We start from the raw sequence: 25748 nt of genomic DNA, 5'->3' as shown, positions 1-25748 counted from the left end.
AAAACCCCGCCGAAGCGGGGTTTTTTTAACAGTAAAAGCAATTAGAGAGACGCTTCAAAAGCAGCCTTTTCTTCTGCTTCTACTTCCTTGATGGACAGTTTTACACGTCCACGGTTATCGATATCAAGCACCTTGACGGTAACCTCATCCCCTTCGTTCAGGAAGTCACGCACATCGTTGACGCGCTCCTGTACGATCTGGGAGATATGTACAAGGCCATCCGTGCCCGGCATGAAGTTGACGAACGCACCAAAGTCAGCGATACGAACAACCTTGCCGCGATACAGCTTGTTGATCTCTGCTTCGGCAGTGACTGCGGTTACTGAATCAACCGCCTTTTTCATACCTTCCTTGGTGTCCGCGTAGATCCGTACGGTGCCATCATCATCGATATCAATGGAAGCGCCTGTCTGATCACAGATCTGACGAATGGTCGCCCCACCCTTGCCGATGACATCACGAATCTTTTCAGGATCAATCTTGATCGTCGACATGGCCGGTGCGTTATCGGACAGTTCAGTCCGGCTCTGGGAGATGACGTTATTCATCTCGCCCAGAATATGCTGACGGGCATTGAAAGCCTGCTCAAGAGCGATCTCCATGATCTCCTCATTGATGCCTTCAATCTTGATGTCCATCTGCAGCGCGGTCACGCCCTTCGCTGAACCTGCCACCTTGAAGTCCATGTCACCCAGATGATCTTCATCACCCAGGATATCGGTCAGTACGGCAAACTTGCCATCATCATCCTTTACCAGACCCATTGCTATACCGGCCACCGGTGCCTTGAGCGGAACGCCAGCATCCATCAGAGCCAGTGAAGAACCACAGACGGATGCCATGGAGCTTGAACCATTGGACTCAGTGATCTCGGATACAACACGGATCGCATAAGGGAAGTCTTCGGCGGTCGGCAGCATGGATACCACACCACGCTTGGCCAGACGGCCATGACCGATTTCGCGACGCTTGGGTGATCCCATGAAGCCCGCTTCACCCACGCTGTAGGGAGGGAAGTTGTAATGCAACATGAACCGCTCATGCATTTCACCAGCCAATCCTTCGATCAGCTGTGAATCGCGCGTCGTCCCGAGTGTCGTCGTGACGATGGCCTGGGTTTCACCACGAGTAAAGATTGCCGAACCGTGCGTTCCCGGAAGAAGGCCAACCTGGATATCCAGCGGACGAACCGTCTTGTTGTCACGCCCATCAATACGCGGCTCGCCATCGATGACCCGGCGACGAACCAGTTTTTTCTCTAGTTTGGCAAAGGCGCCGCTGACATCTTCACTGCTGTAGCTGGTCTCGGATTCACCACTGAGTTGCTCAAGTGCACGTGCCTTGAGATCAGCCAGCGCGTCCTGACGCTGCATCTTGTCAGTGATGCGATAGGCCTTGCCAATACCATCGGCAAACCCAAGTTCGATCGCATCCTTGAGAGAATCATTTTCCTTGACCGGCTCCCAGCCCCATGAAGGCTTGCCGGCTTCCCTGGCGAGTTCGTCGATGGCCTGGATAACCGTCTGCATCTCTTCGTGTGCGAAAAGAACGCCACCCAGCATCTGGTCTTCGCTCAGCTCGGACGCCTCGGACTCCACCATCAGCACGGCATTACGCGTACCTGCAACAACCATGTCCAGATCAGATGATGCCAGGTCTTCATTGCTGGGGTTGAGGAAATACCCTTTCTCTTCGGTAAAACCAACACGAGCCGCCCCGATGGGGCCCTTGAACGGCGCACCCGAAATGCTGAGTGCGGCCGAGGTGCCGATCAGCGCTGCAATATCAGGATCGCGGTTCTTCTCGGCAGACAGAACCGTACATACGACCTGCACTTCATTCAAAAAGCCCTTGGGAAACAGCGGACGGATCGGGCGATCGATCAACCGCGATGTCAGTGTCTCCTTTTCGGTAGGACGCCCTTCACGCTTGAAGAAGCCACCCGGGATCTTGCCAACGGAATAGGTTTTTTCCTGATAATGTACGGACAGCGGGAAAAACCCCTGACCCGGCTTGGCTTCCTTCTTGGCAACGACCGTACACAGTACAACCGTTTCACCTACCGTAACGACCACACTGCCAGTGGCCTGACGCGCAATACGCCCTGTTTCCAGGGTGACTTTTGTATCGCCGTATTGAAAACTTTTAGTTACCGGATTCACCATGAATTCCTTCGATGTCGATTTAAATCGCGTTGTCTATTTTCACTTGAATGCTCATGTTCATCTTAAGAGCTAATGATGCACCTGTCACTGATATCCTCAGACAGGTAGCCATCATGTGAAGTTGCGCGATCAGGACAAGATCATGTCCATAAAAAAACAGGCAACCCCAAGGGGTTGCCTGTCTGAAACATGCGCTTCGGAACCGTCTTAACGACGCAGGCCCAAACGCTGGATCAACTGCTGATAGCGGTCAAAGTCCTTGCCTTTCACATAATCAAGCAGCTTGCGACGCTGGTTGACCATGCGAATCAGACCACGGCGGGAATGGTGATCCTGCTTGTGATCCTTGAAGTGACCCTGCAGACCGGCAATGTTGGCGGTCAGCAGCGCTACCTGTACTTCTGAAGAACCGGTGTCATTTTCAGACGCGCCGAATTCCTTGACGATTTCAGCTTTCTGTTCAGCTGTAAGAGCCATGATTACTTCCTCTAATATGCATTTTGCATAAATGTTGGAGACCACGCATATTTGCAGTCTCCCCGTACACGCAGAGCACCTTCAGGTACTTTCTGCCGTGTTTACAAGCCGCTTGGGTGCCAGACGCCCCGTGGGTTCTACCAGCGCAATCCCGAGCAGCCGATGTTCATCATACACGCGAACAGGGTCATCATCGACAACCGAAGTCCGGTTTTGAAGCATGACACCCTGGCCCTGCTGAAAGCGAGCAGACTGATCAGCATCAAGCACCACTCGAGGGAGATGCTCTATCAGCACGTCCATCGGCAGCAGGCAGGCCATTCGCTCGCTGTCAACAAGGCTTTCCAGATGTTCCAACGTAACCATGCCAGAGGCATCGAACGGTCCGGTACGAAGTCTGCGAAGCGCATTCAGGTGCGCACCACATCCGAGAACTTCGCCGATATCCATGGCCAGCGTGCGAACATAGGTACCCTTGCTGCATGTCACATCCAGCGAAAAGCCGGTCGGTCCTGCATCAAAGGGCCTGCTATGATAAACGCTAACCGAGCGGGGTGCACGCTTGATCTCGCGCCCTTCACGAGCAAGCTCATAAAGAGGCCGCCCCTGATACTTAAGGGCTGAAAACATCGGTGGAACCTGCTCGATTTCACCGGTGAATTGCGCTACTGCGGCATCAATGCTGGCCGGCTCAAGCAGGGGAACAGGCCGCTCCTGAATAACCTGCCCTTCAGCATCACCCGTATCGGTACATTGCCCCAGCCTGAGGGAGGCAATATAGCGCTTGTCTGCATCCAGCAAATAGGATGCAAACTTGGTCGCCTCACCCAGCAGGACAGGCAATAGCCCGGTAGCCATCGGATCCAGCGTTCCGGTATGGCCCGCCTTCTGCGCCCCAAACAAACCACGCGCCTTTTGCAGCGCGCGGTTTGAACTCATGCCGGAAGGCTTGTCGAGCAACAGGACACCGTCAATCGGCTTGCCCTTTCGGCGCCGAGCCATTACGGAGATTCTTCCTGTACATCATCGTCATCACGATGGCGATCACGATCAGAAGCCACTGCTTCGTTGATCAGCGATGAAAGCTGCTGACCCCGAGCGATGCTTTCATCGTAATGGAAACGAAGCTCGGGCACATGGCGCAATGACATGCGACGTGCCAGCTGAGAGCGAAGAAAGCCTGCAGCATGCTTAAGAATCTGCATGTTCTCACGAATGACCACAGGATCATCCTGCCCCAGCACCGTGACATATACTTCGGCATACGCCATGTCACGGCTGACACTTGCATTACTGACCGTCACCATGCCCAGCCGAGGGTCTTTCACCTCGCGCTGGATAAGAACAGCCAGTTCCTGCTGAATCTGCTCGGCCACCCGGTCGGTACGACTAAACTCTCGCATCGGTTACTCCCGCGCCTTACAGCGTACGTTCGACCTTGATTTGATCAAAGACCTCGATCTTGTCGCCGACCTGAACGTCGTTATAGTTCTTGACGCCAATGCCGCACTCCATACCGTTACGCACTTCGCTTGCGTCATCCTTGAAGCGGCGCAGAGACTCGAGCTCGCCTTCGTAGATAACCACGTTTTCACGTAGAACGCGGATGCGCTTGTTACGGTACACGCTACCTTCAACCACCATGCAACCGGCCACGGCGCCAATCTTCGGTGCGCGGAAGACATCACGTACTTCTGCGATGCCCACGATCTCTTCCTTCCACTCCGGCGCCAGCATGCCGCTCATGGCCTGCTTGACTTCATCGATCAACTGATAAATGACGCTGTAGTAGCGAAGGTCCAGACCATCACGCTCGACCACGACGCGTGCTGCAGCATCGGCACGGACGTTGAAGCCAACAACGATGGCATCACTGGCAACGGCCAGGTTGGCATCGGTCTCGGTAATACCACCGACACCAGAGGACACAACAGAGACCTTGACCTCATCGGTTGACAGCTCTTCGAGCGCACTGCGAATGGCTTCAAGTGAACCCTGTACGTCAGCCTTGAGAACGATATTGACCTTGGCCACTTCGTCCTGACCCATCTGACTGAACATGTTCTCAAGCTTGGCCTTCTGCTGGCGTGCCAAACGAACATCGCGGTATTTGCCCTGACGGAAGTTGGCGACTTCACGCGCTTTCTTCTCATCGGGAACCACGAGAAATTCATCACCGGCACCTGGCGTACCATCCAGACCCAGTATTTCTACCGGCATGGAAGGGCCGACCTTGTCGACCTGCTTGCCAAGCTCATTGACCAGCGCACGAACACGCCCGTAATGAAGGCCGGCCAGCACGATATCGCCCTTGGACAGGGTACCGTTTTGTACCAGCACGGTGGCTACAGGACCACGGCCACGGTCAAGGCGAGACTCGACCACGACACCCTTGGCAGGTGCATTCGGCACCGCATTGAGCTCGAGCACTTCAGAGACAAGCAGTACGGCTTCCAGCAGCGAGTCGATCCCTTCACCTGTCTTGGCAGAGACATGGACAAACTGCGTATCGCCGCCCCACTCTTCTGAAATGACACCACGCTGCGACAGCTCATTCTTGACGCGATCAGGATCAGCGCCGGGCTTGTCAATCTTGTTGACTGCCACGACCAGAGGCACTTCGGCTGCCTTGGCGTGCTCAATCGCCTCTACTGTCTGCGGCATGACACCATCATCAGCGGCCACAACCAGGATAACGACGTCCGTCGCCTTGGCACCACGTGCACGCATGGCAGTAAATGCCGCGTGTCCGGGAGTATCAAGGAATGTGATATCACCGGAATCATGCTCGACATGATAGGCGCCGATATGCTGAGTGATGCCTCCAGCCTCACCGGTAGCAACCTTGGCACGACGAATATAATCAAGCAGTGACGTCTTGCCGTGATCAACGTGCCCCATCACCGTTACAACCGGTGCGCGGGTCACGGAGTCGCCATCATAGGAAATGGTCTGAATCATTTCCGTTTCAAGCGCATCTTCCTTGACCAGTTTCGGCGTATGGCCCATTTCTTCCACAACAATCGCAGCAGTATCCTGATCGATGGTCTGGTTGATGGTAACCACTGCACCCATGGTGAACATGGTCTTGATGACTTCGTTGGCCTTGATGGCCATCTTGTCAGCCAGTTCAGCCACGCTGATGGACTCGGGAATGGCAACTTCCCTTACAATTGACTGAGTCGGACGCTGGAAGCCATGAGCATTGTCACCACGACCGCCACGGCGGGCACCACGACGCTCTGCACGCTTGACCTTCTTGCCACCGCCACGCTTGCGCTCCTGACGGTCGCCACGATCTTCTTCATCGTCACGACCACCACGACGACTGCCTGTCTTGCGGGCCGTATTATCGTTACGCTTGCGGCGGTCACCACGACCTTCCTTGGGCGGTGCATCTGCACCCCCTTCAGTCGGCGCGGGAGCCTCTTCACCCGAGGCCAGGGCTGCTTCCACATCGACTGGTGCGGAGGTGTCAGCCGGCGCCGTTACAGGCTTGGCCTGCTCGGCTGCTGGTGCTTCAGAAGCCGGTGCGGCAACCTGGGCAGCAGGCGCGGCCTGAGCGGAGGCTGCAGCCGGTGCATCCTGAGCAGGAGTTTCCTCCGGCTGCTCATCTTCGCGTTTGACGTAAGTACGCTTCTTGCGAACCTGTACTTCGATTGTCTTGTTACCACGGCCATCACCAGTACGAATCCGGCTCTTGGTCTTGCGCGTCATCGTGATGCGGTTCTTGCCGCGTCCCGGACTGCCACCGTGGTTTTTTGTCAGATGGTCAAGCAGCTTCTGTTTGTCTTCTTCAGAAACCACATCACCCTCGGATTTATGGGGAAGCCCCGCTTCACCCATCTGTTCAAGCAGACGATCGACCTCACGGCCTACCTTGCCTGCAAATTCCTTAACCGTTGTTTCCGCCATTGCGACCCTCCTGAGCCCGTGTCCTGATTACTCTTCACCTGCGAACCAGGGCGCGCGGGCCGTCATGATCAGTGCTGCTGCGCGCTCTTCGTCAATGCCTTCGATGTCCTTCAGATCATCAATGGCCTGCTCCGCCAAGTCTTCCATCGTGACGATGCCCTTGCTGGCCAGTAAATACGCCAGCGGACGTTCCATGCCTTCCATGTTCAGAAGGTCTTCAGCCGGCTCGGCGCCATCCAGTGCTTCTTCGGAGGCTATCGCCAGATTCAGCAATTCATCCTTGGCGCGAGCACGCAGTTCCTCTACCAGTTCCTGATCGAACTCCTCGATCTCGAGCATTTCCTCGAGTGGGACATAGGCCACTTCTTCAAGTGAAGTGAACCCTTCATCGACCAGAATTCGAGCCATATCCTCATCAAGATTGAGGTGGGATATGAAATATTCAACGTAACTGTCGACTTCCTGGTCACGTTTGCCCTGTGCATCTTCTTCGGTCATCACATTAAGTGACCAGCCGGTAAGTTCGGATGCCAGGCGGACGTTCTGACCGCTGCGCCCGATGGCCTGCGCCAGATTGTCTTCACTGACGGCAACATCCATGGAATGGCTGTCTTCATCAACGATAATGGATGCCACATCGGCAGGAGCCATGGCATTGATAACGAGCTGCGCGGGATTGTCATCCCAGAGAACGATATCAACACGCTCGTTGCGCAGCTCGTTGGATACGGCCTGCACACGTGAGCCACGCATGCCGACGCACGCGCCTACCGGATCAATGCGGCGGTCATTGGTCTTGACCGCAATCTTGGCACGAGAGCCCGGGTCACGCGCGGCACCCTTGATCTCGATCAACTGTTCGGCAATTTCCGGCACTTCGATCTTGAACAGTTCCGTCAGGAATTCGGGGCGGGTACGCGACAGAATAAGCTGCGCACCACGTGCCTCGGCATCCACGCGCCACAGAAGCGAGCGAACACGCTCGTTCATGCGATAGCGCTCACCGGGAATCATCTCATTACGCGGCAGGAAGGCTTCAGCATTCTCGCCAAGATCAATAACAAGACCATCCCGCGTGGTTTTCTTGACAGTGCCGCTGACAAGCTCGCCATCACGCTCGGCATACTGACGTACAATTTCTGCACGCTCGGCTTCACGCACCTTCTGCACGATGACCTGCTTGGCCGTCTGGGCAGCGATACGACCGAAGGCAACAGACTCGATCTGCTCCTCGACATATTCATCCATGTCCAGCGGCTCATCACGCTCCTGGCCGGCTGACCAGGGAATCTGTCGGGCCGAAGTAACATAATCCTCATCTGCTACCACGGTCCAGCGCCGGAACGAGTCATAATCTCCACTCTGGCGATCGATGCGAACACGAACGTCCACATCCTGACCCTCGAAGCGTTTACGGGTAGCACTGGCCAATGCGGCTTCCACAGCCTCAAAAATAACGCTGCGGGACACTCCCTTTTCATTGGAGATCGCATCAACGACCAGCAAAATCTCTTTGCTCATAAGTCTGCCTCGCCAGAAAAGCGGTTCTTAGTCATCGAACCGGGGCACTATCTGCGCCCGATCGATGGTTTCTACAGGAAAGCCGTATTCTTCATCGTCCAGCTGAAGGAGCACTTCATCTCCCTCCACGCCGGCCAGAAGGCCCTTGAACTTGCGCCGCCCCTCAAAGGGAGCAGTCAGACGCACATTAACAGTGTGGCCGACGTAGGCAGCAAACTGCTCGATCGTGAACAGGGGGCGATCCATGCCGGGTGAAGACACTTCAAGATTATATTGGCCGGATATGGGATCTTCGACATCGAGAAGTGCGCTGATCTGGCGACTGACGTCTGCACAGTGGTCAACGGTTATGCCATCAGCATGATCTATATAGATAACAAGACGAGAATGCTGGCCCTGCGCCAGGTAATCAATGCCCCACAGCTCGAACCCCATGGCGGTAATGGTCGGTTCAATGAGCGTCTTGAGCGTGGATTCTTTAGTCGCCAACGATAGTACTCCTAAGCAGCAGTTGCATTCAGGCACCTGGCCAGGAGATCGAAAAAGCGAGGTGGCCGATTGGCACTGGTGCTAACAAAAAGCCCCTTCGCAGGAAGGGGCTTTCGAAAAAAACTTTCCACGCTTTAAAGCGTGGTAGCGGGGGCCGGATTTGAACCGACGACCTTCGGGTTATGAGCCCGACGAGCTACCAGACTGCTCCACCCCGCAACAGGACGCGACGAGTATAGGTGCTTTTGACTTTCAGGTCAAACCTGAACACCCTGTCGCTTTCAAATGGTGCCGAAGGCGGGACTTGAACCCGCACGACCATACGGTCACTACCCCCTCAAGATAGCGTGTCTACCAATTCCACCACTTCGGCACGGGGGCCAGGCGATACTTGCCCGGTTACTACCTTACTGCGTCGTTCCGCTTGCGCTATTACTCTCCGACGCTGGCGCAGCATTATCCTGACTTTGCCCTTCAACGTCAAGGGGTTCACCGGATTGATTTTCATCGGCACCGGCAGAAGGAGCAACAAGGCCATTATCGCCCGATTCGTCGGCGGCGTCACCGGCCTGAGATGCAGGTGCACCGTCATCCAGTGAAGGCACGGCAGATTTCTGCTGCTCAATGACATTGGCATCAGGAATACCGTCATCGCCCCCTTCACCATGATTGACCGTCCAGGCCAATCCCAGTGAAGTCGCAAAAAACAGGGCAGCCAGTATGCCGGTCAATTTCGCCAGGAAGCTGGTGCTTCCCTGGGAACCAAATACAGTCTGAGAGGCGCCCCCACCAAAGGCGGCACCCGCTTCTGCTCCCTTACCCTGCTGAATCAACACCAGCGCAATAAGCGCGATGGCCAGCAGTACATGTACCAACAAAATGGCAACTTGCATTAGTTCAACCTGCAGCGTGACAAATGGCTATAAAGTCTTCCGGTTTCAGGGAAGCTCCCCCGATCAGGCCGCCATCAATATCAGGCTGAGCAAGAAGCTCGTCTGCATTGGATGGTTTCATGCTCCCTCCATAAAGGAGGCGCATGTCATCGGCCAGTGATTCTGAATACGTGCGAAGACGCGCCCTGATGGCCGCGTGCACCTGCTGCGCCTGTTCCGGTGTAGCCGTTCGGCCGGTGCCAATGGCCCATACAGGCTCATAGGCAATAACCAGCTTCTGACGCTCGGCCTCGGTCAATCCATCCAGCACAGCAGCAACCTGGCCCAGAACGATGTCATCGATACGACCGGCATCGCGCTCTTCGAGCGTTTCACCCACGCAAAGTACGGGCGTAATGCCGGCCTCCAGCGCCTGCCTTGTACGTGCAAGCACTGCCGCATCATCTTCACTGAAGAGAGTGCGCCGCTCGGAATGCCCGACCAGAACAAAATGCACACCAAACTCCTTCAGCATGCTCGCGGAAACTTCACCCGTGAACGCACCACTGTTTTCGGAATAAAGTGTTTGAGCACCAATCTGGACCAATGTTCCTTCAAAGGCTTCATCTGCATTGGCCAGATACGGGAAGGGTGGAATGATGACAATCTCGATTGCCTTCGATAAGGATTCCGTACGCGCAAAGGCGTTGCCAAAGTCCTCGAGCAAGGCCAGAGACCCGTTCATCTTCCAGTTACCCGCAATCAGCGGAATACGCATGACTACCCCCTTGAAGGTGGTTGTGGATGGTAATAGAGCAAGTTCAGGAATACAACTTGTTAGCCTAGCCTTCCAGCGCTGCCTTCAGTGCGCTGGCTATACGTTCCGCCATGGAGTTCACATCAAAACGCGGGCGCCCTTCCACCATGACGCGAATCAATGGCTCGGTTCCTGAGGGTCGCAACAGCACTCGCCCTTCATCGCCAAGCTCGTGCTCGACTTCGGCCACGGCACTGGTAACTGCATCAGAGGTCATCAAGACCTCCTTGTCCACACCCGGTACAAGGCGAACATTGACCAGAGCCTGAGGTGTCATTTCAAGGTTCGAGAGCAGCTGCTCCAGCGTCTTGCCACGCTGCTGCATGACAGCCAGTACCTGAAGCGCAGATACCACACCATCACCGGTACTTTGTACATGCCCGCAGATCAGATGGCCGGAAGACTCACCACCCAGTAGCCAGTCGTTGGCCCTCATGCGCTCCAGCACATAGCGATCGCCTACTTTCGCACGCTCGAACGGAACACCCAGCTTTTCGAAGGCAGCTGCCAGACCGAAGTTGGACATCAATGTACCCACAACACCGCCGTTAAGCACCTTGCGGTCAAGACGGTCCTTCGCAATGATGTAAAGCAGCTGGTCCCCATCAACGACCTGACCACGACTATCGACCATGATAAGACGATCACCGTCACCATCGAAGGCGACACCCAGGTCAGCCCCGGTCTCAAGCACCTTGGCCTGCAGGGCGCGAGGATGGGTAGAACCCACATCCTTGTTGATATTCAGGCCGTCCGGAGAAGCACCGATGACCGTAACGTCAGCACCCAGTTCACGAAGGACATTCGGAGCAATGTGGTAGGTAGCGCCGTGCGCGCAATCCACTACGATACTCATGCCATGAAGGCCGAACCGGCCAGGAACAGTTGATTTGCAGAATTCGATATAACGACCTGCCGCATCACCGACGCGAGTTACCTTGCCCAGTTGAGCAGGCCCAACCGTTTCAAGCGGTAACTCAAGCGCCGCCTCGATTTCGCTCTCAACATCGTCCGGCAGCTTGGTTCCCTCGCTCGAGAAGAACTTGATGCCGTTGTCCTGGAAAGGGTTATGAGACGCACTGATAACTACGCCGGCGGCTGCATGGAAGGTACGCGTCAGGTAGGCGATACCCGGCGTAGGCATCGGCCCCAGCAGAAGCACATCAACTCCCGCCGCCGAAAAACCAGCCTCAAGGGCAGACTCGAACATGTATCCCGAAATCCGGGTATCCTTGCCTATGATTACTCTGGAACGTCCCTGCTTGGCAAAAACCCGTCCAGCGGCCCACCCCAGCTTCAATACGAAATCGGCTGTAATCGGTGATTCGCCAACTGTGCCGCGAATGCCATCGGTTCCAAAATATTGTCTAGCCATTAAGCGCCTTCCTTAAGCACGGCCCGAGCCATATTGACGGCGTCAACGGTCGGAGCCACGTCATGTGTTCGTATAATTCCGGCACCCTTCATCACGGCAATACTGGCCAGAGCCAGCCCGCCGGGGAGCCGATCAGTCACTTCCCGCCCAAGTGCCTTGCCAATCATGCTCTTGCGAGAAACCCCAACCAGCAAGGGCAGGGAAAAGTCAGCCAGATAGTCTAATCGATTCATCAGCCGAAGATTATGCTCAATCGTCTTGGCAAAGCCAAACCCGGGATCGAGTATAATACGTTCCCGCGAAATACCCGCCTGCTCACAGGTAGCAATGCGACCTTCAAGAAACCGGGCAACCTCTTCTTCGATAGGCACATCGTAGTCGACATGCTGTTGCATGGTAGAAGGCTCGCCACGCATGTGCATCAGACACACCGGCAATCCGGTGGCAGCAGCGGCCTCAAGTGCTCCCGGACGAGAAAGCGATCGCACATCATTGATCAACGATGCGCCACAGGCCGCGCCCTCCGCCATCACTTCAGACGTACTGGTATCAAGTGACACCAGGCAATCAAACTCGGCTACCAGCCGCTCTACCACGGGAAGAACGCGGTCCATCTCCTCCTGCGTACTGACAACCGCTGCACCAGGACGGGTTGACTCTCCACCAAGGTCGATAATACCGGCACCTTCGGCCAGCATGGCGTCAGCCTGACGCAATGCCCGCTCTACCGTCGTGAACCTTCCACCATCTGAAAAGGAATCAGGCGTGACATTCAGCACCCCCATGATGACCGGCGAAGACATATCAAGGCAGTGGCGACCACACGCCAGAGAAGAAGATGAGCTCATCAATGGTTCCACAGAACAGGAGAATTGAAGGGTAAACGACAAGCAAAAAGGCCGCTCGAGAGCGGCCTTTCGGACTAGTGGCCTGCAGGGCCACCCAGCGGATCCGAGGGACGACGACGAACATCATCGTCATCCTGATCCGGGCTTGCGTCAGGATCACTGTCCGGCAAGCCTCCCGTACTGGAAGGCGTACCACCAGCGGGACCATGATCATTCCAGTCCTTGGGTGGCTGAGGATAGCGCCCCTCCATGATGTCCTTGATCTGCGCAGTATCAATTGTTTCATACTGCACCAGCGCATCAGACATCATATCAAGCTTGTCACGATTGTCTTCCAGCAACTGCTTGGCATGCTTGTAGCAGTCGTCGATGATACGACGTACTTCCTTGTCCAGCCGAGAAGCCGTCTCGGCAGAACTGAAACGACCGCCGGCACCGCCGCCTGGCCCACCCAGGAACTGGTGAGATTCGTCTTCGTCATACATCAGCGGGCCCATTTCGTCCGACAGACCCCACTTGGCAACCATGTTATGAGCCAGCTCGGTTGCACGCTTGATGTCGTTGGACGCACCGGTGGTCACACCGTTGGGCCCAAGCGTCATTTCCTCGGCGATACGACCACCAAAGAGGGAGCAGAGCTGACTGATGATCTGCTGACGCGTGAGACTGTACCGATCCTCACTGGGCAGGAACATGGTGACACCCAGAGCGCGCCCGCGAGGAATGATGGTGACCTTGTAAACAGGGTCATGCTCCGGCATCAGAAGCCCGATGATCGCGTGACCCGCTTCATGGTAGGCCGTATTACGCTTTTCCTTCTCGGACATCACCATGGAACGACGTTCGGCGCCCATCATGATCTTGTCCTTGGCAGACTCAAGCTCTTCCATCGATACCAGACGGCGGTCGCGGCGAGCAGCAAAGAGGGCCGCTTCGTTCACCACGTTGGCGAGATCGGCACCAGAAAACCCTGGCGTCCCTCGCGCGATCAACTCGGGCCTGACATCATCACCCAGCGGCACCTTGCGCAAATGCACATTGAGGATATGCTCACGCCCGCGAATATCCGGAAGCCCTACCGTAACCTGACGATCAAAACGGCCGGGGCGCAACAGTGCAGGGTCCAGTACGTCAGGACGGTTGGTCGCGGCAATCACGATCACACCGTCATTGGGATCAAAACCATCCATCTCGACCAGCAACTGGTTGAGTGTCTGCTCACGCTCATCATGACCACCCCCCATACCGGAGCCACGTGAGCGGCCTACCGCATCGATCTCATCGATGAAAATAATGCATGGAGATTGCTTCTTGGCCTGTTCGAACATGTCCCGCACGCGTGATGCACCAACACCCACGAACATCTCGACGAAATCCGACCCTGAAATGGTAAAGAAAGGTACCTTGGCCTCACCTGCAATGGCCTTGGCCAGCAGTGTCTTGCCCGTTCCCGGAGGACCGGCCATCAGTACACCACGGGGGATCTGACCACCGAGACGCTGAAACTTGGAAGGATCCTTCAGGTAATCGACCAGCTCTTCCACTTCTTCCTTGGCTTCATCGCAGCCAGCGACGTCCTTGAAGGTGGTCTTGATCTGATCCTGAGACAGTAGCTTGGCCTTGGACTTGCCGAAACTCATCGGCCCGCCCTTTCCGGCACCACCACCCTGCATCTGCCGCATGAAAAACAGGAAGATGGCCAGAATGATAAGAATCGGGAAGCTTGCGATCAGCAGCCGCGACCAGATGCTCTGCTCTTCGGGTTTCTTGCCCTGAATGACAACATTATGGCTCAACAGGTCATCGATGAGTTTGGGGTCCTGCACTGCAGGCCGTATGGTCTGGAAGGAAGAACCGTCCTCACGCTCACCACGGATGGTAAATCCATCAATGGTAACCTGCCGGACCTGGTCTTTCTGGACCTGCTCGACGAACTGGGAATAGTTCATCGATTGCGGCGCATTATCGACGCTGAAATTGTTGAACACCGTCAGCAGCACTGCCGCGATGATCAACCATAAAATCAAATTCTTAGCCATATCGTTCAAGGGATCACCCTCATTACGTCATTCCAACGGCTCGATCAACTCAAGCACCCGTCCCTTCAAGGTGAGGGCTAAGGAGTATCGTTGCAAGCCTGGGTACGAAATTCTCTTCCGAGCAGATAAACCTCTCGGGAGCGCGCTCGTGACGCCTTGGGCTTGCGCGTCACCACCTTGGTAAAATGCTTTCTCATTTCCTGCAGATACTGATCAAACCCTTCGCCCTGAAACGCCTTGACGAGAAAGTGTCCGCCGGGAGACAGCACCTGCGTCGCCATGTCCAGCGCCAGCTCGACGAGGTACATGGCCTGAGGCTGATCGACGGCCGCCTGGCCACTCATGTTTGGCGCCATGTCGGACAGGACAAGATCCACAGGCCGACGCCCTATCTCTGCCATGATAGCATCGAAGACGTCACTCTCCGTGAAATCTCCCTTAATGAAGGTTACATCGGCCAGACCGTCCATCTCTAGAATATCGGTGGCAATAACCGTTCCCGACGAACCAACACGCTCGGCGGCGATCTGACTCCAGCTGCCAGGTGCAGCCCCTAGATCCACGACGGTCATCCCCGGCGCCAGCAGCCTGTCCTTTTCATCTACTTCCAACAACTTGTAGCTGGCACGACTACGGTAACCGTCCTGCTGGGAGCGCTGCACATAGGCATCATCAAAATGCTCCTTGAGCCAGCCGGCACTTGACTTGGATCGTTTCACGATTTTTCCTGCATGGGGGTCCTGATGATCACGCCGAACAGGATCATTGGCTAGAGTCCGGGTGACTAGCGTAGAATAGACGCAAAATGCCTATCAACTGACGTTAAATGCGAGTAAAGAAGATATCATGAGCCTGACAGCGGCACAAAAGAAAAGCTTTCGCAGCATCGGCCATCACCTGAACCCGGTCGTTCTGGTCTCCGAGAACGGAGTCAGCGAAGGTGTCCAGGCCGAACTGGATCGCGCCCTTTCCGACCACGAACTGATCAAGATCAAGGTGGCCGTCAATGACCGCGATGCACGTCGCGAGATCCTCGAAAGCCTGAGTAAAACAGCAAAGGCCGAACTGGTGCAAACTATCGGCAAGATGGCATTGCTCTATCGCCGCAATCCCGATGCCAAGCCAAAGCTTTCAAATGTGGTACGCACCAGCGACAAGCGCCGGTAGCAAAAAAGCCCCGTTTACCGGGGCTTTTTTACAGCACGCACTTGCCGATCAGAGATGCTCGACTTCGCTTATCTCATACTCGACGTCACCACCTGGCGTCCGAACATTGACCACATCCCCTTCTTCCTTGCCGATCAACGCACGCGCGATCGGTGAAGTAACGGAAATGCGGCCCTTTTTGATGTCCGCCTCGTCTTCACCCACGATCTGATAACGAACCTCTTCATCAGTATCGAGATTCATCAACCCCACGGTCACACCAAAGATCACCTTGCCGGTGTTGGTAACCTTTTTGACATCAATGACCTGACTCGCCGACAGCTTGGATTCAATCTCCTGAATCCGACCTTCGATAAATCCCTGCTGCTCGCGTGCAGCATGATATTCGGCATTTTCCTTCAGATCGCCGTGCTCACGTGCTTCGGCAATCGCAGCAATTACCGTGGGTCGCTCGACGGACTTCAAATGGTCCAGCTCTTCCCGGAGGGCGCGCTCGCCCTCCACCGTCATGGGAAACCTAGTCATAAACTACTCCTGCATGCAGCTCCTGGAGCCGCCGCACATTAATATCATTGCCGTATTCAAGTGCCATGCAAACAGCGCGCGCCCCGGCCAGCGTAGTGGCATAGGGCACCTTGCGCGCCAGCGCCGTGCGACGAATAACGGAAGAATCGTTGATAGCCTGGCGGCCTTCTGTCGTATTGACGATATAGGCCACTTCATCGTTTTTCAGCATATCGACGATATGCGGCCGGCCTTCAAACACCTTGTTGACAACACCAACCTCGATGCCGGCATCAGACAACGCGCGAGCCGTACCACGCGTTGCTATCAAGCGGAAGCCTAATGTTAGCAAAGAGCGGGCCACATCGATAACACCTTCCTTGTCAGGCTCACGTACGGACAGGAACGCAGTACGGTCGCCTGTCAGTGGCGGCATGGCCTCACCAGCCCCCAACTGCGCCTTGAAGAAGGCCTCGGCGAAAGTTTCACCGCTACCCATGACCTCACCGGTGGACTTCATTTCCGGCGTCAGAATAGGGTCAACCCCTGGAAACTTGTTGAACGGGAAGACCGCTTCCTTGACGCTGTAGAACGTCGGAATACGCTCCCGCGTAAAGTTCTGGGAAGCCAGCGTCTGACCGGCCATGCACCGTGAAGCCACCTGCGCCAGAGAGCGTCCGATGCACTTGGATACGAACGGCACGGTGCGTGACGCGCGCGGGTTGACCTCGATCACGTAGATTTCGCCATCCTGCCAGGCAAGCTGCACGTTCATCAGGCCGATGACATTAAGCTCAAGCGCCATGCGCTTGACCTGGTCACGCATGGCATCCTGAACCTCCGCCGGCAGTGAGTAGGGCGGCAGTGAACAGGCCGAATCACCGGAGTGGACACCTGCCTGCTCGATATGCTGCATGATCCCGCCGATAACAACCTGCCGACCATCGCTGACAGCATCGATATCCACCTCAACAGCCGCATTGAGGAAGTGATCCAGCAGCACCGGGCTATCGTTGGATACCTTGACGGCATTGGTCATGTAGCGCTCAAGCTCTTCAGCCGAGTAAACGATTTCCATCGCTCGCCCACCCAGCACATAGCTTGGGCGCACCACCAGTGGATAGCCGATCGCTTCGGCCTTGGCAAAGGCTTCATCAAAGCTGCGCGCCGTGGCATTTTCCGGCTGCAGAAGACCAAGCTTCTCGATCATGTGCTGGAAGCGTTCACGGTCTTCGGCACGGTCGATGGCATCCGGCGTGGTACCAATAATGGGCACCCCGGCCGCCTCGAGGTCACGCGCAAGCTTGAGTGGCGTCTGGCCACCGAACTGCACGATGACACCTACCGGCTTTTCCTTGACGACGATTTCAAGCACGTCTTCGAGGGTGACCGGCTCGAAATACAGACGATCACTGGTGTCGTAATCCGTGGAGACAGTCTCCGGATTACAATTGACCATGATCGTTTCATAACCGTCTTCGCGCATCGCGAGCGCAGCATGCACGCAGCAATAGTCGAACTCGATTCCCTGACCGATACGGTTTGGACCGCCACCGAGCACCATGATCTTGTCGCGATTGCTCGGGTTGGACTCACACTCGTCTTCATAGGTGGAGTACATGTAAGCAGTGGAAGTGGCGAATTCCGCCGCACAGGTATCAACCCGCTTGTAGGTCGGATGCAGGCCGAGCCGATGACGGAAGTCGCGGAACTCCTTCTCGGACACCCCCATCAGTGAGGCGACACGCGAATCACTGAACCCCTTGCGCTTCCAGCCGAACACGTCCTGGCGGGACAGCTCACTGATACCCTTTCCAGCAATCTCGGACTCAAGTGCCACCAGCTCCTGGATCTGAACAAGGAACCAGCGATCAATGTTGGTATATTCAAATACCTGCTCGAGGCTCAGGCCGGCACGGAAGGCATCCGCCACATAGAAAATCCGGTCGGCGCCCGGACGCTGGAGCTCGCCCTGCAGCTGTGTCATGGCACTTTCGTCATGACGCGTCAGCTTGGGGTCAAGCCCGTCCACATCAATTTCCAGCCCACGCAGGGCCTTCTGCAGGGATTCCTGGAAGGTACGGCCGATGGCCATGACCTCACCCACGGATTTCATCTGCGTCGTCAGACGATCATTGGCCTGAGGAAACTTTTCGAATGTAAAACGGGGGATCTTGGTAACAACGTAATCGATGGAGGGTTCGAAAGAGGCCGGTGTCGCCCCGCCGGTAATATCGTTTTGAAGCTCGTCCAGGGTATAGCCGACCGCCAGCTTGGCTGCGATCTTGGCGATCGGAAATCCGGTAGCCTTGGAGGCCAGCGCCGATGAACGCGATACCCGCGGGTTCATCTCGATGATGACCATGCGGCCGGTGTCAGGATGAATACCGAACTGAACGTTGGACCCACCGGTTTCAACACCGATTTCGCGCAGCACTGCCAGTGATGCATTACGCATCAACTGATATTCCTTGTCCGTCAGCGTCTGGGCCGGAGCCACGGTAATGGAATCCCCTGTATGCACGCCCATCGGATCAAGGTTCTCGATGGCACATACAATGATGCAGTTGTCGCTCTTGTCGCGAACAACTTCCATCTCGTATTCCTTCCAGCCCAGCAGCGATTCGTCGATCAGGAGCTCACGTATCGGAGAAAGCTCGAACCCGCGATTGCAGATTTCCTCGAACTCTTCCTTGTTGTAGGCCACCCCGCCCCCGGAACCACCCATGGTGTAGGACGGGCGAATGATGCAGGGAAAACCCAGTTCGCCCTGAATTTCCCAGGCTTCTGTCATGGAATGAGCGATCTTGGCCTTCGGACATTCCAGATTGATGTTTTTCATGGCCTTGTCGAAAAGGTCGCGATCCTCAGCCTTCTCGATTGCCTTGGCATTGGCTCCGATCAGCTCGACACCGTACTTCTCAAGTACACCGGCACGGTCAAGTTCCAGCGCGCAGTTAAGCGCCGTCTGGCCACCCATCGTCGGCAGCACGACGTCAGGGCGTTCCTTTTCAATAATGCGCGTGACCGCTTCCAGAGTGATCGGCTCGATGTAGGTCGCATCTGCCATGACGGGATCCGTCATGATCGTGGCCGGATTCGAGTTGACCAGAATGACGCGATATCCTTCCTCGCGCAGCGCCTTGCAGGCCTGGGCGCCGGAGTAATCGAACTCACAGGCCTGGCCAATCACAATGGGGCCTGCGCCGATGATCAGAATGCTATTAATGTCTGTACGTTTAGGCATGACAGTGTCCGCGAAAAACCGTGAATAGTAAGGCGAAGGGCGTAATCAGTCCGCTGACCGGCGTTCGATCATGCGCGTCACAAAGCGGTCAAACAGGGGCGCCACATCATGCGGCCCGGGGCTGGCTTCCGGATGTCCCTGAAAGCTGAACGCCGGACAGTCGGTCAGCTCGATGCCCTGCAGCGTCTGATCGAACAGTGACCGATGGGTGGCACGCACATTGTCCGGCAGGCTGTCTTCATCCACCGCAAAGCCATGATTCTGGCTGGTGATCATGACGACACCGCTGTCCAGATCCTGCACCGGGTGGTTGGCACCGTGATGGCCGTGACTCATCTTGATGGTGCGCGCACCACTGGCGAGTGCCAGCAACTGGTGCCCCAGACAGATACCGAACACGGGTATGCGGGCAGCAAGAATGTCGGCGATGGCCTTGATCGCATAATCACAGGGCTCCGGGTCACCAGGCCCATTGGACAGGAATACGCCGTCCGGATTCATGGCAAGCACTTCAGCGGCAGGCGTCTGCGCCGGCACGACCGTAATCCGGCAGCCTCGGCTTGTCAGCATGCGGAAGATATTGAACTTGGTTCCATAATCGTAGGCCACCACGTGCAGGGGACGTTCCAGCCCGGCTGCATCGAGATACCCCTGCCCGAGCGCCCACTCCCCCTGATGCCATTCAAAAGCTTCGGTAATACTGGCCTCCCTGGCCAGATCCATCCCCTTGAGCCCCGGGAATGCCCGGGCAGCTTCCAGCGCACGCTCAACGGCGTCGTCACCTTCTGCCTCACTGCCCGCCAGAATGGCTCCGTTTTGCGAGCCCTTGTCCCTGAGGATACGGGTAAGCTTGCGGGTATCGATGTCGGCAATGCCCTGAATATTCTGGGCACGCAGATAATCATCCAGGCTGCTGACACTTCTGAAGTTACTGGCCAGACGCGGAAGGTCACGAATCACCAGACCGGCAGCACACACGCGGTCGGACTCGACATCTTCATCATTGATACCGGTATTGCCGATATGGGGGTAGGTCAGGGTAACGATCTGTCGGGAGTAGGAGGGGTCGGTCAGTATTTCCTGGTAACCGGTCATCGCCGTATTGAAAACGACTTCACCACTGGTCTGTCCTTCGGCGCCAATGGATATGCCGTGAAATACAGTGCCATCTTCTAATGCCAGTATCGCGGGTTTCAACGCAACATCCTCCCAGGGCTTGATCAGTTGCCCGGGCCCCTCTCAAAGCCAGCGTTCGGCCGTTGCTGGCGATGATGGTGGCGCCGGGCCTGCAGGTCGCAAAAAAGCGGGACGAAATCCAGTAAAGGTTTCATCCCGCTTCTTTTGATTATCACTTGGCTAAACGGGCTTGACCGCAGCCAAATTGGACCGATGATACCGTTTTTATGGCACCAACGCTACCCGACCTTCTCACTTCAGGCCCAGGACATCCTGCATGTCGTAGCGGTCGGCCGGCTGATCAGCCACCCAGCAGGCAGCACGAACCGCACCCTTGCCGAAGGTCATGCGGCTGGATGCCTTGTGGGTCAGCTCGATACGCTCTCCCTCGGTGGCAAACAGCACCGTGTGCTCCCCGACAATATCGCCGGCACGCACGGTTGCAAACCCGATCTCATCGTCTCGACGCGGGCCACACTGCCCCTCCCGCGAGAAAACTCCATGTTCCTTAAGCGTTCGCCCCAGCGGCGCAGCTACCGCCTGCCCCAGCATCAATGCGGTGCCGGACGGGGCATCAACCTTGTGCCGATGATGGGCTTCGATGATTTCGATATCGTACCCGGCCTCGCCCAGCGCCCTTGCAGCGGTTTCAAGCAGATTGACCAACAGATTGACACCCGTGCTCATGTTGGCCGCAAATACCATGGGAACGCGCTCTTTGTAGCCGTCCAGTACCGCCAGCTCATCCTCGCTGAAGCCGGTCGTGCCGATCACGATGGCCTTGCCGTGGTCGGCACAAAAGGCCAGATTATCAAGCGTTAACGCAGGGGTCGTAAAATCGATCAGTACATCGATGTCATCTGCCGCCTGACGCACATCACCGAGAGTCGCCACACCGAGCCGACCAAGGCCGGCCAGCTCGCCGATATCCACACCGATCAATGAACTGTCAGGACGGACAATGGCTGCCGCCAGCTCAGCCTGCTCTTCCTGAGCAACCGCCTGTATCAGCACGCGCCCCATGCGTCCGGCAGCACCCATTATGGCTATACGTGTCATATGCGCTCCCCTTGTCGGTGGTGTATGTTGAAAAGTCGGCACTATACCTTATTCTCATGATCAGGCGGATGCCCATGCCCCCCTACCTGCTTCGCGCAAGTCTTGCCGGCAGTCTGCTGCTGAGTGGCTGTACCCTGGCCGGTCCCGTCAGCATGGGAAACGGCAATGCTGACCCCTCGTCCTCGGTTCACTGGTGCGGGGCACTGAACCTGTCAGACAGTGCCATCAGGGGCATTCGCGTTGGCGGCCTGTCGGACCTGGCCTACGACGACCATACCCATACCCTGTATCTGCTTTCCGATCGCGGCTACCTGTTTCAGGGGCGATTGTCATTTGATGAAAACAATCACCTGACCGGGCTCGATATCGACAGTGCCGTCCCCCTCACCGACACCGATGGCAAGCCCCTGACTACCGAGCAGGCTGATGCCGAAGGCATGGCGCTGGTGGCAAGGCTTCATGGCGGCAGAGCCCTGCTGATTGGTCTGGAGCTCAATGATCGACTACAGCTGTTTTCACTTGAAGGACGCGCTCTCGGGCCACCGATACGCCCGGATGCCCTTGAGGGCACCCGCTACAATGGCGGACTGGAAGCGGTAACCTATCATCCCGATTTCGGTGTGATTTCCGGGTTGGAGCGTCCACCGGCCGGCATGCCGGATCGCACTACGCGACTGTTTGATCTTCAGGGACATCTCTGGCGCTATCAACTGGCCGATATCTCAGGCAGCAGTCTGACCGCTCTGGCGCCGCTGGGGCATGATCTGCTGGCGATCGAGCGCGCCTTCGCTCCTCCGCGGCCACTGGCCATCTCCCTGCGCCGAATTCATCTTGAACAGGATGGCAGCACGACCGTCTCCCCGCTGGCCACCCTGTACTCCAGCGATGGCTGGTTACTGGACAACTTTGAAGGACTGACCCGGATCGGTGAGAATCGCTATCTAATGACGAGTGATGATAACTTCAGTCGATGGCAGGCCAGCCTGCTGACCTGCATGGATATTTCATCGCCATGAAAGACGCCGCCCCTGTGGGCGGCGTCTTGATGATGGCAGACAGCCATCAGATCGGGAATTGAAGGCCTGCCATTTGTGCCAGATCAATCAGCGGTTGTGGGTAAACACCCATGATCAGCACCAGCACTGCCAGCACCAGCACCATCAGTCCCCCGACCTGCTGCGCCCAGTCATGAGGTGCATCACGCCCGGGCTGCTCGGCCGGTGACAGGTACAACGTCACCATGACGCGCAGGTAATAGTAAAGGCCCAGCGCACTGCCCAGCACCACACCCCCGACAAGCCACCAGAGGCTTGACTCGACCCCCACACTGAACACATAAAACTTGCCGATAAACCCGGCCGTCATGGGTATGCCTGCCAGCGAAAGCATCATGACCGTCAGTACGGCCGTCAGGTAAGGGCGGCGCCAGAACAGGCCACGATAGTGGTACAACAGTCCGGCATCGGCACCTCGATACGGGCTTGAAACCAGGGTAATCACTCCGAAGGCCCCCAGCACCGTCGCGACATAGGTCACCAGATACACGGCCGTGGCTTCCAGAGCCAGCCCGTCACTGGCTACCAGCGCAGTCAGCAGATACCCCAGATGGGCAATCGAGGAATACCCGATGATCCGCTTGAGGTTGCTCTGCATGAGGGCCAGAAGGTTACCGACAACCATCGACAGCACTGCCAGTACGGCAATGATGGTATGCAGCCAGCCATCCGCCGTGGCCGGAGCCAGGCTGAACAACCGCATCAGCATTGCAAACACCGCCACCTTGCTGACAGTAGCCAGAAAGGCGGAGACCGGTGCCGGCGCTCCTTCGTATACATCCGGTGTCCACAGGTGAAACGGCGCAATGGACAGCTTGAAGCCCAGCCCGACCACCATCATGCCGACCCCTAGAATGACCCAGTTGCTGGCCAGGCCGCCCGCGCTCAACTGCTGCCCCAGACCAGTAAAGGACAGGGTGCCACTCTCGGCATACAACAGCGCCATACCGAACAGCAGGAAGGCACTGGCCATGGCTGACAGCACCATGTACTTGATGCCCGACTCCAGCGACGTGCGCTCCTTGAAAGCGTATCCGGATAGGCCATACAACGGCACCGACATCAGCTCCAGCCCGATGAACAGCGACGTAAGATGCTGACTGGCCACCAATACCAGAGCACCGGCCACGGAGCATCCAAGCAGCATGTAAAACTCGTCACGCTGATCCGGCAGGGTTTCAAGATAGGCGTAGGCAAGCGTCGTACAGGCCAGAGCCGCGACCAGAATCAATCCCATGTAAAACAGGCTGTAATGATCGACCATCAACAGGGGCGTCACCTGAATCGGCGCCACCTGAGCCGCCGGAATCAGTGCCAGCAGGGCCGCATTGAGTCCGATGACCGTCAACGTGGCACTCATGAAGTGGTTTCGACGCCAGGCCACGGCCAGCATGACGATGACGACCGTTGCGCAAACCAGCATCAGCGGCAAAAGCGCAATCAGATGTGAAGTTGTCAGATTCATGGCGGCCCTACAGTGTTGAAGACAAGGGAGTGGTGGCAGTCGCGACCCAGGTCTGGATCTCGCTCATGGCATGCTCGGTAACGCCCAGCAGCAACTGCGGGAAAAATCCGACAACCACCGTCAGCACAAACAGCAACAGCAGCATCAGATACTCGCGTGTATCCAGTCCCCGATAGGTAGCCTCGCTTTTGGCTGCGCCGAAGTACACACGCTGCATCAGGATCAACGAATAGATCGCGGCCAGCACCAGCCCGATACTTGCGACCACCACCACCCAGGGTTCTACCTCAAAGGCTCCGAACAGAATCAGGAATTCCCCGATGAAGTTGCCCGTTCCCGGCATACCGAGTGTCGCCATCACAAACACCAGTGCAAATCCCGGCAGAGCGCCCAGCTTGCCGAACAGACCGCCCATCTCGCGCATGTCCCGGGTGTGCAGCCGCTCGTACAGTTGACCGCTGATGATGAACAATCCTGCCGAGGAAAAGGCGTGAGCCACCATCAGGGCGATAACGCCCTGCAGGGCCAGCAGGCTATTGGAGAAGATCCCGATCAGAACAAATCCCATGTGTGAAATGCTCGAACAGGCAATCAGGCGCTTGATGTCCGTCTGGGAAAACGCCATGGCCGCACCGTAAAAGATGCCCACCAGCCCCAGCCCCATCGCGATCGGCGCAAACTGCATCGCCGCCTCGGGGAACATGGGCATCAGAAAGCGCAGCATGCCGTAGGCAGCCGTTTTCAAAAGGATTCCGGCCAGATCCACACTGCCGGCCGTAGGCGCCTGGGCATGCGCATCAGGCAGCCAGCCATGCAGTGGCACCACCGGCAGCTTGACGGCAAAGGCAATGAAAAAGCCCAGCATCAACAGCATGGCGGCCGGCTCGGACAGGGTGGTGTCCTTCAGCGCCGCATAATCGAACGTAAATACGTCGGTCTGCAGGTAATGCATGAAGACCAGCCCCAGAATCGACACCAGCATCAACAGGCCCGACGCCTGGGTATAAATAAAGAACTTCATTGCCGCACGGACACGGGAATTCCCCTTCGATCCACTGTGTCCCCACAGCGCGATCAGGAAATACATCGGCACCAGCATCATTTCCCAGAAGAAGAAGAACAAAAATAGATCTACCGACAGGAAGATGCCGACCACAGCCCCGATGATCCACAGCAGGTTCAGGTGAAAAAAACCAACCCGCCGTGTAATTTCAGCCCAGGAACAGGTAACCGCCAGCACGCCCAGAAACCCGGTCAGCATGATCATGATCAGCGACAGGCCATCCAGGGCAAGATGAAAGCTGATGCCGAATCGATCGATCCAGGGCGCATGGAATTCAAGCACCCAGTTCGGAGTATCACCGATGACACCATCGAGCTGGTATTCGCCGTGCCACCACAGGCCAAGCGCAATACCAAGCTCCAGCAGCATGGTAATCAGCGCAATCACGCGGGGCGGTTTTACCCCGAAGCGTTCGGTCTGCCAGCACAGAAAGCCGCCGATAAACGGGATGAGTATGAGCAAAGGCAGGATCATGACGTTCACGTTTCCTTATG

Annotated in this window: 21 protein-coding genes and 2 tRNA genes; 2 read left to right on the top strand and 21 right to left on the bottom strand. The window is 56.5% G+C overall.

The window, feature by feature from the left end; all coding sequences use genetic code 11:
- Window positions 1-41: 41 nt before the first annotated feature.
- The 15 genes from pnp to rlmE form a co-directional block, all read right to left on the bottom strand.
- Window positions 42-2162 carry a polyribonucleotide nucleotidyltransferase gene (pnp, locus tag NAT21_RS11975; RefSeq protein ID WP_250938770.1) on the bottom strand — a complete coding sequence of 707 codons (2121 nt, stop codon included), beginning with the start codon at window positions 2160-2162 and terminating at the stop codon, window positions 42-44.
- Between the two features lie 210 nt (window positions 2163-2372).
- Window positions 2373-2642, bottom strand: a complete 270-nt coding sequence (gene rpsO, locus NAT21_RS11970) for a 30S ribosomal protein S15 (RefSeq protein WP_250938717.1) — start codon at window positions 2640-2642, stop codon at window positions 2373-2375.
- An 81-nt stretch (window positions 2643-2723) separates the two neighbouring features.
- The gene (truB, locus tag NAT21_RS11965; protein ID WP_250938715.1) at window positions 2724-3644 is read right to left on the bottom strand and encodes a tRNA pseudouridine(55) synthase TruB; all 921 of its coding nucleotides are present in this window, start codon (window positions 3642-3644) and stop codon (window positions 2724-2726) included.
- Window positions 3644-4045 carry a 30S ribosome-binding factor RbfA gene (gene rbfA, locus NAT21_RS11960; protein WP_250938713.1) on the bottom strand — a complete coding sequence of 134 codons (402 nt, stop codon included), beginning with the start codon at window positions 4043-4045 and terminating at the stop codon, window positions 3644-3646. Before rbfA ends, truB begins: the two co-directional genes overlap by 1 nt.
- A 16-nt stretch (window positions 4046-4061) precedes the next feature.
- Complete coding sequence (gene infB / locus NAT21_RS11955) at window positions 4062-6557, bottom strand: translation initiation factor IF-2 (RefSeq protein WP_250938711.1); 2496 nt, start codon at window positions 6555-6557, stop codon at window positions 4062-4064.
- Window positions 6558-6584: 27 nt separating this feature from the next.
- Window positions 6585-8078 carry a transcription termination factor NusA gene (nusA, locus tag NAT21_RS11950; RefSeq protein ID WP_250938709.1) on the bottom strand — a complete coding sequence of 498 codons (1494 nt, stop codon included), beginning with the start codon at window positions 8076-8078 and terminating at the stop codon, window positions 6585-6587.
- A 27-nt stretch (window positions 8079-8105) separates the two neighbouring features.
- Window positions 8106-8567, bottom strand: coding sequence for a ribosome maturation factor RimP (gene rimP, locus NAT21_RS11945; protein ID WP_250938707.1), 462 nt, complete (start codon window positions 8565-8567; stop codon window positions 8106-8108).
- A gap of 142 nt (window positions 8568-8709) precedes the next feature.
- Window positions 8710-8786, bottom strand: a tRNA-Met gene (locus NAT21_RS11940).
- Window positions 8787-8853: 67 nt separating this feature from the next.
- Window positions 8854-8940, bottom strand: a tRNA-Leu gene (locus NAT21_RS11935).
- 34 nt (window positions 8941-8974) lie between these two features.
- Window positions 8975-9460 carry a preprotein translocase subunit SecG gene (secG, locus tag NAT21_RS11930; RefSeq protein ID WP_250938705.1) on the bottom strand — a complete coding sequence of 162 codons (486 nt, stop codon included), beginning with the start codon at window positions 9458-9460 and terminating at the stop codon, window positions 8975-8977.
- A 4-nt stretch (window positions 9461-9464) separates the two neighbouring features.
- The gene (gene tpiA, locus NAT21_RS11925; protein WP_250938704.1) at window positions 9465-10217 is read right to left on the bottom strand and encodes a triose-phosphate isomerase; all 753 of its coding nucleotides are present in this window, start codon (window positions 10215-10217) and stop codon (window positions 9465-9467) included.
- A 64-nt stretch (window positions 10218-10281) separates the two neighbouring features.
- Window positions 10282-11631: a phosphoglucosamine mutase gene (gene glmM, locus NAT21_RS11920; protein WP_250938703.1), complete on the bottom strand. Its 1350-nt coding sequence runs from the start codon at window positions 11629-11631 to the stop codon at window positions 10282-10284.
- The gene (gene folP / locus NAT21_RS11915) at window positions 11631-12479 is read right to left on the bottom strand and encodes a dihydropteroate synthase (RefSeq protein WP_250938702.1); all 849 of its coding nucleotides are present in this window, start codon (window positions 12477-12479) and stop codon (window positions 11631-11633) included. The genes glmM and folP overlap by 1 nt, the downstream gene beginning before the upstream one ends.
- Window positions 12480-12553: 74 nt before the next feature.
- A complete protein-coding gene (ftsH, locus tag NAT21_RS11910; protein WP_250938701.1) occupies window positions 12554-14527 on the bottom strand; it encodes an ATP-dependent zinc metalloprotease FtsH in 1974 nt (657 codons plus the stop codon).
- A gap of 68 nt (window positions 14528-14595) precedes the next feature.
- A complete protein-coding gene (gene rlmE / locus NAT21_RS11905) occupies window positions 14596-15237 on the bottom strand; it encodes a 23S rRNA (uridine(2552)-2'-O)-methyltransferase RlmE (protein WP_250938700.1) in 642 nt (213 codons plus the stop codon).
- Window positions 15238-15364: 127 nt separating this feature from the next.
- On the opposite strand from rlmE, the gene yhbY reads away from it, so the two are divergent.
- Complete coding sequence (gene yhbY, locus NAT21_RS11900; protein WP_250938699.1) at window positions 15365-15685, top strand: ribosome assembly RNA-binding protein YhbY; 321 nt, start codon at window positions 15365-15367, stop codon at window positions 15683-15685.
- A 48-nt stretch (window positions 15686-15733) separates the two neighbouring features.
- On the opposite strand, the gene greA is transcribed toward yhbY, so the two are convergent.
- From greA to dapB, 4 genes are all read right to left on the bottom strand, one after another.
- Entirely contained in the window at window positions 15734-16210 is a 477-nt protein-coding gene (gene greA / locus NAT21_RS11895) for a transcription elongation factor GreA (protein ID WP_250938698.1), read from the bottom strand.
- A complete protein-coding gene (gene carB, locus NAT21_RS11890) occupies window positions 16203-19436 on the bottom strand; it encodes a carbamoyl-phosphate synthase large subunit (RefSeq protein ID WP_250938696.1) in 3234 nt (1077 codons plus the stop codon). The genes greA and carB overlap by 8 nt, the downstream gene beginning before the upstream one ends.
- 45 nt (window positions 19437-19481) lie before the next feature.
- On the bottom strand, window positions 19482-20633 hold the full coding sequence (gene carA, locus NAT21_RS11885; RefSeq protein ID WP_250938694.1) for a glutamine-hydrolyzing carbamoyl-phosphate synthase small subunit: 1152 nt from the start codon (window positions 20631-20633) through the stop codon (window positions 19482-19484).
- Between the two features lie 231 nt (window positions 20634-20864).
- Window positions 20865-21671, bottom strand: a complete 807-nt coding sequence (dapB, locus tag NAT21_RS11880; protein ID WP_250938692.1) for a 4-hydroxy-tetrahydrodipicolinate reductase — start codon at window positions 21669-21671, stop codon at window positions 20865-20867.
- 74 nt (window positions 21672-21745) lie between these two features.
- Here dapB and NAT21_RS11875 point away from each other — a divergent pair, with 74 nt between their 5' ends.
- Window positions 21746-22687, top strand: coding sequence for an esterase-like activity of phytase family protein (locus tag NAT21_RS11875; RefSeq protein WP_250938691.1), 942 nt, complete (start codon window positions 21746-21748; stop codon window positions 22685-22687).
- Between the two features lie 46 nt (window positions 22688-22733).
- Here NAT21_RS11875 and nuoN read toward each other — a convergent pair whose 3' ends face one another.
- Window positions 22734-24191, bottom strand: coding sequence for an NADH-quinone oxidoreductase subunit NuoN (gene nuoN / locus NAT21_RS11870; RefSeq protein WP_250938689.1), 1458 nt, complete (start codon window positions 24189-24191; stop codon window positions 22734-22736).
- 7 nt (window positions 24192-24198) lie between these two features.
- Window positions 24199-25728 carry an NADH-quinone oxidoreductase subunit M gene (gene nuoM, locus NAT21_RS11865; protein ID WP_250938686.1) on the bottom strand — a complete coding sequence of 510 codons (1530 nt, stop codon included), beginning with the start codon at window positions 25726-25728 and terminating at the stop codon, window positions 24199-24201.
- Window positions 25729-25748 lie beyond the last annotated feature (20 nt).

This window comes from Larsenimonas rhizosphaerae (assembly GCF_023700005.1).
Classification (GTDB): Bacteria; Pseudomonadota; Gammaproteobacteria; order Pseudomonadales; family Halomonadaceae; genus Larsenimonas; species Larsenimonas rhizosphaerae.
This window is presented reverse-complemented; position numbering and strand designations above follow the sequence as displayed.